The organism is Rhodococcus sp. EPR-157, from assembly GCF_001647195.1.
In the GTDB taxonomy this organism is placed as follows: domain Bacteria; phylum Actinomycetota; class Actinomycetes; order Mycobacteriales; family Mycobacteriaceae; genus Rhodococcoides.
In genome coordinates, this window is sequence record NZ_LVCV01000334.1 from 1 (window position 1) to 9,798 (window position 9,798).

The 9,798-nt window shown below is 65.0% G+C and carries 9 protein-coding genes; 8 read left to right on the forward strand and 1 reads right to left on the reverse strand.

Translation table 11 applies throughout. From position 1 onward, the window contains the following. Nucleotides 1-56 precede the first annotated feature (56 nt). The 8 genes from cobO to A2J03_RS15385 all read left to right on the forward strand — a co-directional run bounded on the left by cobO (nucleotide 57) and on the right by A2J03_RS15385 (nucleotide 9,500). Complete coding sequence (gene cobO, locus A2J03_RS15350) at nucleotides 57-677, forward strand: cob(I)yrinic acid a,c-diamide adenosyltransferase (protein ID WP_068375553.1); 621 nt, start codon at nucleotides 57-59, stop codon at nucleotides 675-677. Further along, nucleotides 671-2,074 (forward strand): cobyrinate a,c-diamide synthase, encoded by a 1,404-nt coding sequence (locus A2J03_RS15355; protein WP_068375555.1) that lies wholly within the window; start codon nucleotides 671-673, stop codon nucleotides 2,072-2,074. Before cobO ends, A2J03_RS15355 begins: the two co-directional genes overlap by 7 nt. Beyond that, entirely contained in the window at nucleotides 2,067-2,429 is a 363-nt protein-coding gene (locus A2J03_RS15360) for a cobalamin biosynthesis protein (protein WP_068375557.1), read from the forward strand. The genes A2J03_RS15355 and A2J03_RS15360 overlap by 8 nt, the downstream gene beginning before the upstream one ends. An 18-nt stretch (nucleotides 2,430-2,447) precedes the next feature. Next, entirely contained in the window at nucleotides 2,448-3,299 is an 852-nt protein-coding gene (locus tag A2J03_RS15365) for an LLM class F420-dependent oxidoreductase (RefSeq protein ID WP_068375559.1), read from the forward strand. Between the two features lie 47 nt (nucleotides 3,300-3,346). Next, nucleotides 3,347-5,011, forward strand: coding sequence for a DUF7800 domain-containing protein (locus A2J03_RS15370; protein WP_068375560.1), 1,665 nt, complete (start codon nucleotides 3,347-3,349; stop codon nucleotides 5,009-5,011). Between the two features lie 10 nt (nucleotides 5,012-5,021). Next, the gene (locus tag A2J03_RS15375; protein ID WP_068375561.1) at nucleotides 5,022-6,713 is read left to right on the forward strand and encodes an ABC-F family ATP-binding cassette domain-containing protein; all 1,692 of its coding nucleotides are present in this window, start codon (nucleotides 5,022-5,024) and stop codon (nucleotides 6,711-6,713) included. 88 nt (nucleotides 6,714-6,801) lie between these two features. After that, nucleotides 6,802-7,986 carry a uroporphyrinogen-III C-methyltransferase gene (cobA, locus tag A2J03_RS15380; protein ID WP_197480796.1) on the forward strand — a complete coding sequence of 395 codons (1,185 nt, stop codon included), beginning with the start codon at nucleotides 6,802-6,804 and terminating at the stop codon, nucleotides 7,984-7,986. A gap of 11 nt (nucleotides 7,987-7,997) precedes the next feature. Beyond that, on the forward strand, nucleotides 7,998-9,500 hold the full coding sequence (locus tag A2J03_RS15385; RefSeq protein ID WP_068375566.1) for an MFS transporter: 1,503 nt from the start codon (nucleotides 7,998-8,000) through the stop codon (nucleotides 9,498-9,500). On the opposite strand, the gene A2J03_RS15390 is transcribed toward A2J03_RS15385, so the two are convergent. Then, nucleotides 9,497-9,798, reverse strand: a 302-nt coding sequence (locus A2J03_RS15390; RefSeq protein WP_156520411.1) for a MarR family winged helix-turn-helix transcriptional regulator, incomplete at its 5' end; no start/stop codon positions are given. The two genes, A2J03_RS15385 and A2J03_RS15390, sit on opposite strands and share 4 nt — an antisense overlap.

The window sequence follows — 9,798 nt, forward strand, 5'->3', positions numbered from 1 at the left end:
TCTGTCGGCGGAGCAGGTCGCCGCAGTCGTCCGCGCGGCCGCGTGAGGAGCGGGTCATGCCACAGGGAGTTCCACTCGCAGGGTCGGTTCCGGAAGACGGACTGACAACACGTCAGCGGCGCAACCAGCCGGTTCTGGCGGTGCACACCGGGCCAGGCAAAGGAAAATCGACGGCAGCATTCGGGATGGCGCTTAGGGCCTGGAACCAGGGATTCGATGTCGGAGTCTTCCAGTTCGTGAAGAGCGCGAAGTGGAAGGTCGGCGAGGAAGCCACGTTCAAGATGCTCGGCGAACTGCACGAGTCCACCGGTACCGGTGGCGCCGTGGAGTGGCACAAGATGGGCGAAGGCTGGTCCTGGACGCGTAAGAAGGGTTCCGAGGTCGATCACGCCGCAGCGGCGGCCGACGGGTGGACCGAGATTGCTCGCCGGTTGTCGGAGGAGACCCACCGCTTCTACGTCCTGGACGAGTTCACCTACCCACTCAAGTGGGGATGGGTCGACGTCGACGAGGTCGTGGAAGTCCTGACGAACCGCCCGGGCAACCAGCACGTGGTCGTCACCGGGCGCGACGCGCCTCAGGCGCTGATCGACGCCGCTGATCTCGTTACCGAGATGACCAAGGTCAAGCACCCGATGGATGCGGGCCGCAAGGGTCAACGCGGCATCGAATGGTGACCGCCTCCGTTCCGGCAGTCGTCATCGCCGCTCCGGCATCCGGCAGCGGCAAGACGACGGTAGCCACCGGTCTGATGGGCGCCCTGCGCGCGGCCGGACGTCGGGTCGCCCCGTTCAAGGTAGGTCCGGACTACATCGATCCCGGCTACCACGCGCTGGCGACGGGACTACCCGGTCGCAATCTCGATGCCGTCATGGTCGGCGCACGGCGAATCGGGCCGCTGTTCGGTCATGGCACCGCCGGGTGCGACATCGCGATCGTCGAAGGTGTCATGGGCCTGTTCGACGGAAAGATCGACATGTCGGGTGCCGGTGCCGCGTCTGCGGAAGGGTCGACGGCCGCCGTCGCTGCCATGCTCGGTGCGCCGGTCGTGCTCGTCGTGGACGCGCGCGGACACAGTCAGAGTCTCGCGGCGGTGCTGCACGGATTCTCGACGTTCGACTCGTCGGTCCGGATCGGCGGCGTCATCCTCAATCGAGTCGGGAGTCCTCGCCACGAGGAAGTACTTCGACAGGCCTGCGAACGTGTGGGAGTTCCGGTGCTCGGTTCACTTCCCCGGATGGCCGAACTCGCCGTTCCGTCACGCCATCTCGGGCTGATCACCGCACTCGAGCACGGCGGGCGCGCACGCAGTGCAGTCGATGCCATGGCTGAACTTGTCCGCACCCATGTCGACCTGGGTGCGATCGAGGCTCTGGCACGTTCCGCGGTCACCGACACCGCGTGGGACGCCGAAGACGAAGTCGGCGGGCGTCACGACGGTTCGCCTGTGGTCGCGATTGCGGGCGGGCCTGCGTTCACGTTCGGATACGCCGAGCACGTCGAGTTGCTACGCGCGTCGGGGGCCGAGGTCGCAGTGTTCGACCCGCTCACCGATGCGCTGCCCGAGCGCACTGCGGGAGTGGTGATTCCAGGCGGATTTCCCGAAGAGCACGCGGAGGCCCTTGCGGCGAACACTGCCTTGCTGAGTGGCGTGCGGGACGCTGCATCCCGCGGCATTCCGATCCACGCCGAATGTGCCGGTCTGCTCTATTTGGCTCGGAACCTGGACGGGCACGCGATGGCCGGCGTGATCGACGCCGACGCTCGTTTCGGATCCGTTCTCACTCTCGGGTATCGCGACGCGGTCGCACTGGAGACTTCCGTGCTCTTCGAAGCAGGTCAACGGGTCACCGGCCACGAATTTCACCGAACGATGCTGGTGGACAGCGATGGTGCGCACAGTGCTCCGGCATGGGGATGGCGACGAACGGGTCCGGGCGCCGGCGTCGTTCGCGAAGGTTTCGTGCAGGACGGAGTCCATGCGTCGTACCTGCACACCCACCCCGCCGGAAATCCGCGTTCGATCGGGCGATTCGTCAGTGCATGCGCGCGCTATTGCAGCCTCGATGCCTGAACGGGTGGTGCTCGGCCTCGGCATGACGAGTTCGGCCACGTCGGGTGACTGTCTCGCCGTGTTCGACGAATTGTCGTCCCGGGACTGGGCAGTGGTTGCGGTCTCGACCCTGGAGGGCAAAGAACCACAGGCGCAGCCCGTTGCCGATGCGCTCGGCGTCCCGCTGCACGTGTGGTCGGCCGAGCGACTGAGTCGGGTGAACGTACCTCATCCCTCGGACCGGGCGCGGGCCGAAACCGGTACCTCCAGCGTTGCCGAGGCCGCGGCCATTCTCGCGAGCGGCGGCGGTGAGCTGATACAGGGTAAGACGAGTTCGCGAGGTGTGACGCTCGCCGTTGCTTGCGTCGTAGACTAGAACACGTTCTAATATTGCATGCGCTTCGGACTGGTCCTGTTCACCTCGGATCGTGGAATCACACCCGCTGCTGCCGCTGCCGCGGGTGAACGACTCGGCTTCGCGTCGTTCTACGTTCCCGAGCACACCCACATCCCGGTCCGGCGCGAGGCTGCGCATCCTCAGACGGGCGACGCATCCTTGCCCGACGATCGCTACGCGAGAACCCTCGACCCCTGGGTGTCGCTGTCCACTGCGGCCGCAGTGACCTCGACCATCCGCCTCGGCACTGCCGTCGCCATTCCCGTCGAGCATGATCCGATCACGTTGGCGAAGTCGATTGCCTCGCTCGATCACCTCAGTGGCGGCAGGGTCAACTTCGGCGTCGGGTTCGGTTGGAACACCGATGAATTGGCCGATCACGGTGTCCCACCGGGGCGTCGCCGTACGATGCTGCGCGAGTATCTGGAAGCCATGCGCTCGTTGTGGTCCAACGAGGAAGCTCGGTATCACGGCGAGTTCGTGAACTTCGGTGCCAGTTGGGCATGGCCGAAACCTGTTCAGGGCAGCGCGATTCCCACCCTCGTCGGCGCAGCGGGAACAGACAAGAACTTCGCATGGATCGTGCGGTCGGCTGACGGCTGGATCACCACGCCGGGGGAGCAGGACATCGAGTCGAGGGTGCCCACACTGCACCGTCTGTGGAAGGAGGCCGGCCGCGACGGGAAGCCGCAGATCGTCGTGCTCGATTTCAAGCCCGACGATGCCAAACTCGACCGTTGGCGTGAGCTGGGCGTCACCGAAGTGGTGTACGGGATGCCCGACAAATCGGAGGACGAGGTTCTTGCGTATCTGGAGCGACTTGCAGGCAAGCTGCTCGCACGTCTGTGACCACCGACAGTAGCGCGCCGGCCCTCGGTAGGGGCATCGTGTGAACAATGACGTCGTCCACGCCCTTGGTTCTCGGTCCGCTCGTGCGCTACGTCGGCGCACACGACGCAACGTTCTGGTTCGAGTTCGACGGGCCGGGAACAGTTCAGGTCACCACAGACGTGGGCGTCCGCGCTGAAGCACCGACGTGGGGAGCTCACGGGCATCACTACGCGCTCGTTGCGTTGACCGATCTGCCCGAAAACACCGCAATCACCTACGATGTGACATTCGAAGCTCAGGTGGTATGGCCGGAGGCGGGCAAGACTGCTGCGATTCACACCATCGACCGCGACGGCCCGGTCACCTTCGCTTTCGGCTCGTGCCGACGCGGAGACAACTACGGCGACGAGTCACTGCAGCGGATCGGTGCGGACGCGTTGGCCGGGCTCGGAACGAGAATGGCCCACCAGGATCCGAGCGAGTGGCCGCAGGCCTTGCTGTTGCTCGGTGATCAGGTGTACGCCGACGACCCGTCACCGGAGATCATCGAGCGTGTGCGGGCGCGCAGGGCGTCGGGCGCCGGGCCGGTCAGCGCCCGTGGCACCGATGCGGAAGACGAGATCTGCGACTTCGAGGAGTACTCGTGGCTCTACCACGAGTCCTGGGGCGTCGAACCGGTGCGAACGTTGCTGGCCAGCGTGCCCTCGTGCATGATCCTCGATGACCACGACTTGCGCGACGACTGGAACTCGTCGGCGTCGTGGCGCAAGGATATCGAGACGAGACCGTGGTGGAAGGACCGAGTCGTCGGTGCTTTCTCGTCGTACTGGGTCTATCAGCATCTCGGCAACCTCTCGCCGGACGAACTGGCCAGTGACGGGTTGTACGAGGAAGTTCGCACAGCGGCGTCGGATTCCGATCGCGAAAGCGTGCTCGCCGACTTCTCGCTTCGCGTCGACGCCGTTCCCGACACCGGACGGTGGAGCTTCTACCGAGATTTCGGCGACACCCGCCTGGTCATGATCGACTCGCGTTGCTCACGGGATCTCGATCCGGCCAATCGCGCGATGGTCGACGACGTCGAGTGGGCATGGGTGCGGGAGCGCGCGCTGGAGGCATCGCCGCGGCACTTGCTCTTCGGCTCCTCGCTCCCGTACCTGATGCTCCCTGCGCTGCACCACCTCGAGCAGTGGAACGAGGCGGTGGCACAGGGGAGTTGGGGCAAGCGCGCGGCGAAAGTAGGGGAGAAGCTCCGCATCGAGCTCGATCTGGAACACTGGGCCGCCTTTGGAAAGTCCTTCGCGGACATGGCAACCCTGACTCGGGAATTGTCCCGGAGTGACACCGCACCGGCAACCATCATGTGGCTCTCGGGTGACGTGCATTGCTCGTACGTCGCCCGAGCGGAGTTCGGCGTGGGCGGGCAAGTGCCGGCGACATATCAGCTCACGATGTCACCGTTCCGCAATCCCCTGAACCTGCCGATCCGCGCCGTGAACCGTTTGGCGATCAAGAAGCCCGTCGCGTGGATGCTCGCTCGGCTCGCGCGGGCGGCGAAAGTGGCGCCGCCGGACGTGACGTGGGGTGCCGAGGCGGGCCCGTGGTTCGACAACGGTGTCATGCTGTTGACCACGGAGGGAGATTCCGCGCGTCTGCGCGTCGAACATGCGCACGTCGACGCAGGGGGTACGCAGACACTGAACACCACTCATGCGATGACGCTGGCATAGATTCGTAGTTGTGGCCCACCTCGAACTGACCGACATCGACTATTTCCTGCCCGACGGCAGGCAGCTCCTCAGCGGGGTCGGTTTCCGCGTCGGTGACGGTGCGAAGACCGCACTGATCGGACCGAACGGAACCGGCAAGACCACGTTGACGCGGATCATCGCCGGCGACGTCTCGCCCGAGGACGGTGGCGTGTCGCAATCCGGTGCCCTTGGGGTGATGCGGCAATTCGTCGGGCAACTTCGCGACGATTCGACGGTTCTCGATCTGCTGCTGTCGGTGTCCGCACCTGCCGTTCGCAGGGCCGCGAAGGCTCTCGACGACGCCGAGAACGCGATGATCGAGATGGACGACGAGAAGACGCAGCTGAAGTACGCAGCGGCACTGTCCGACTGGGGAGATGTCGGCGGCTACGACCTGGAGCCGTTCTGGGACAAGGTCACGATGTCCGCGCTCGGCACGCCGTTCGACTCGGCGAAGTGGCGCGCAGCGGCGACGCTCAGCGGCGGCGAACAAAAGCGTCTGGTGCTCGAAGCGCTGTTCGCCGGTAGCGATCAGCTCCTCTTGCTGGACGAGCCCGACAATTACCTGGACGTCCCGGGAAAGCGGTGGTTGGAGAAGACGATTCGTGAGTCGGACAAGTCTGTTCTGTTCATCAGTCACGACCGCGAACTGATTGCCAACGCTGCCACCCGAATCGTGACTCTCGAGCCGGGCATCAACGGCGCGACGTCGTGGGTGCACGGCGCTGGATTCGATACCTATTACGACGCGCGCGACGATCGGAACGCTCGCCTCGACGAACTGCGAAGACGGTGGGACGAAGAGCGCGTGAAGCTCCGTGCGCTCGTGCTTCGGCTGCGTGAGAAGGCGAAGTTCAACGACGGTGTCGCGGCGCGCTACCACGCTGCCCAGACGCGCCTTGCTCGATTCGAGGACGCAGGCCCTCCTGAAGCAGTGCCGCTGAAGCAGAACGTGACCGTACGGCTGCACGGAGGCCGGACTGCCAAGCGCGCACTCGTGTGTACCGGGCTCGAGATGACCGGCCTGATGAAGCCTTTCGACGCCGAGATCTGGTTCGGAGACCGTGTCGCCGTGCTCGGTTCCAACGGCTCGGGCAAGTCGCATTTTCTCCGCCTCCTCGCCTCGGGCGGTACCGATCCGGAACGCGAGCACGAGCCGGTTCAAGAACTCGCGCTCGCCCCCGTTCCGCACACCGGTACAGCTGTCCTCGGTGCCCGCGTTCGTCCTGGACTGTTCGCACAGACTCATACCCGACCCGATCTGACCGGAAAGACCTTGCTCGACATCCTTCATCTCGGCAACGAGCACCGCGACGGGATGGGACGGGAAGCTGCAAGCCGAGCCCTCGACCGCTACGGCCTCTCGCGTGCTGCGGAACAGCTGTACGACAACCTCTCGGGTGGGCAGCAGGCTCGCGTGCAGATCCTTCTTCTCGAGCTCTCGGGAGCAACCTTGTTGCTGCTCGACGAGCCGACCGACAACCTCGACTTGTTGTCGGCCGATGCACTGCAGGATGCGATCGCTGCGTTCGAGGGGACTGTGATCGCGGTGACGCACGATCGGTGGTTCGCGCGCAGTTTCGAACGGTTTCTCGTATTCGGGTCCGATGGACGCGTCTACGAATCCGATGAGCCCGTATGGGACGAAACACGTGTAAGGCGCGAGCGCAGCCTGCGGTAGCGTTTGCGCCGTGCATTCCCCTGACTCCGACGCGACTGACTCCGACGCGACCGACTCCGACGCGACCGATTCGCCCTATCTCGTCGGCCTGAATCTGTCGGGTAAGCGTGTCGTCGTGCTCGGTGGTGGCACGGTCGCGCAGCGACGCCTGCCGTTGTTGATCGGTTCCGGCGCGCTGGTGCACGTCATCACGAGGGAAGCAACGCCTGCCGTAGAGGCGATGGCTACCGGCGAGCAGGTGACGCTCGAGCTGCGCGACTATCGCAGCGGCGACCTGGACGGAGCGTGGTATGCGATCGCCTGCACCGACGAGGCGGACACCAACGCGGCCATCGTCGCCGAGGCCGCGCGTTCCAGAATCTTCTGCGTTCGCGCCGACGTCGCTCGCGACGGCACTGCAGTCACCCCCGCTTCGGCGGACTACGACGGACTGACGCTGGGTGTTCTCGCAGGAGGCGAGCATCGGCGATCGGCGGCCGTCCGCAATGCGGTCTTGGAAGCGCTGCAGTCAGGTGTGATCACCGATACTGCCCATGTTCCGCACACCGGCGTCGCCCTCGTCGGTGGAGGCCCCGGTGACCCGGATCTCATCACCGTGCGCGGCAGGCGACTGCTTGCCTACGCCGACGTGGTCGTCACCGATCGTCTCGCGCCACCCGAACTTCTGGCCGAGCTCGGACCTCATGTCGAGGTGATCGATGCGTCCAAGATTCCCTACGGGCGCGCCATGGCGCAGGAGGCGATCAATCAGGCGCTCATCGACCGCGCGCGGGCAGGTAAATTCGTCGTTCGTCTCAAGGGTGGCGATCCGTACGTGTTCGGCCGTGGGTACGAGGAGCTCGAGGCTCTGACCGACGCCGGGATTGCGGTGACGGTGGTGCCTGGGATCACGAGTGCGATCTCGGTACCGTCCGCCGCGGGCGTCCCTGTGACCCATCGCGGTGTCACTCACGAGTTCGTCGTGGTGAGCGGCCACGTCGCGCCCGATCATCCCGACTCTCTCGTCGACTGGGATGCACTTGCGCGGTTGAAGGGCACGATCGTGTTGCTGATGGCTGTGGAGAGAATCGACAAGTTCGCGGAAGTTCTGATCCAGGGGGGCCGGCCGGCGACGACGCCGGTACTCGTCGTCCAGGAAGGAACGATGCGCACCCAGCGTGAAGTGCGCGCTGACCTGTCCACGGTTGCGCAGCGAGTGAAGGACGAGGCGATACGTCCGCCCGCGATCGTCGTGATCGGAACCGTTGCTGGTTTTTCCGTGGACTCTCGGTAACGTGAACTCCCGTGCCTGACCACTCGCAGCCCGCAGCGCCGTCCACTCAGATCGTCTATCCGGTGACGACCCGGGCATTCGGCCTGGCAATCATCGTGCTCAGCGGTTTGCAGTTGATGGTGGTGCTCGATGGAACGGTAGCCAACCTTGCGCTTGCGCCTTTGCAAGCCGACCTCGGTTTGAGCGACGCAGGGCGCAACTGGGTGCTGACCTCGTATGCGTTGGCGTTCGGTGGACTCATGCTGCTCGGTGGGCGATTGGGCGACGCCTTCGGTCGAAAGAAGATGTTTCTCGGCGGCGTCATCCTGTTCACTATCGCGTCGCTGCTCTGTGGTCTGGCAGTCAACGAGGCGACACTGGTGGCAGCGCGGGCCTTGCAGGGCGTCGGTGCCGCGGTGGCGTCGCCGACGGCTTTTGCGCTGGTGGCAACAACGTTCGCACCAGGTCCAGTGCGCAATCAGGCCATAGCGATCTACGCCGCGATGACCGGTGTCGGCTCGATCGCAGGTCTGATCATCGGCGGAGCTTTGACTCAGGTGTCGTGGCGCTGGATCTTCCTCATCAACGTGCCGATCGGGATCATCATCGTCATCCTGGCTGTGGTGTCGCTCCGAGAGACTGCAGGTGTTCGGCTCACCCTCGACTTCCCCGGCGCAATACTCGGCACACTCGGATGCACGGGTGTCGTGCTCGCGTTGAGCGAGGGAACCGAACTGGGGTGGCTCAGTCCCCTGGTGCTCGGATCTCTCGTTGCAGGTGTGGTGTTGCTCGGGCTGTTCCTCGTCGTCGAACGCCGGGCCGACAACCCGTTGCTGCCGTTCTCTCTGTTCGCGGACAGGAATCGCGTCGCCACGTTCGTTGCAATCTTCTTCGCCGGCGGCGTGATGTTCTGCCTGGCCGCGTTCGTCGCACTGTTCGTTCAGGACATCCTCGGCTACAGCCCACTGTCCGCCGGCCTCGCATTCGTGCCGTTCGCTTTCGGCCTCGGGGCGGCGGCGTTCATCACCTCGCAACTCGTCGTGCGGGTGCAGCCGCGCTGGTTGGTCATGGCGGGCGCGGCGATCATGGTCGGATGGCTGCTGTTCTCGGTGGCGACCATGAATGCAGATTCGTCGTACTTCCCGGGCATATTCTTCCCCGTCATCGGTATCGGATTCGGTGTCGGCATGGCATCGATACCACTGCCGCTGTGCGCTATCGCAGGGGTCCCGGCTACCGAGATCGGGCCGCTTACGGCCATCGCACTCGTCGCCCAGACTCTCGGTGGACCGGTTGCACTGGCGATCGTCGGCGCGCTGACCACCTCACGCACACTGTCCCTCGGCGGGACGACCGGACCAGCCACCCTGATGAACGATGTCCAGTTGGACGCTCTGAGCTCGGGCTACATGTTCGCGCTCTTCTGCTGCGCGGTCTGCGCTGTCGTTGCAGGCCTCGCGGCCTTCTTCATCCGGTTCACTCCGCAGCAGGTAGCCCAGGCGCAGGCCGCCCAGGAAGACGCGCAGTCGTCCTAGGGCTCGACCGTGTCGCCCAGCGAGATCAGAAGTTTGCGTAGTAGTCGGTCCAGCTCGGTGCGTTCTGCGGGTTCGAGACCGGCGACTAGACGCGCCGCGTTCGCCACGTGGCCGTCGACTACTCGCTCCACCAGTTCGTGACCTGTCGCGGTCAGGGTGATCAAGACGCTGCGGCGGTTGTTCGAATCGGTTTCGCGGGTTACCAGTTTCTTGTCCACGAGCCGGTCCACGCGGTTGGTCATGGCAGCCGAGCCGACCATCGTCCGCGCAACGAGGTGTTTCGGAGTGAGCGTGTAGG

Excerpts from the sequence above, each read along its gene's own strand:
- A2J03_RS15365 (WP_068375559.1), top strand. The coding sequence starts at position 2,448 with ATGCGCTTCGGACTGGTCCTGTTCACCTCGGATCGTGGAATCACACCC.
- cobO (WP_068375553.1), top strand. The coding sequence starts at position 57 with ATGCCACAGGGAGTTCCACTCGCAGGGTCGGTTCCGGAAGACGGACTG.
- A2J03_RS15370 (WP_068375560.1), top strand. The coding sequence starts at position 3,347 with ATGACGTCGTCCACGCCCTTGGTTCTCGGTCCGCTCGTGCGCTACGTC.
- A2J03_RS15355 (WP_068375555.1), top strand. The coding sequence starts at position 671 with ATGGTGACCGCCTCCGTTCCGGCAGTCGTCATCGCCGCTCCGGCATCC.
- A2J03_RS15360 (WP_068375557.1), top strand. The coding sequence starts at position 2,067 with ATGCCTGAACGGGTGGTGCTCGGCCTCGGCATGACGAGTTCGGCCACG.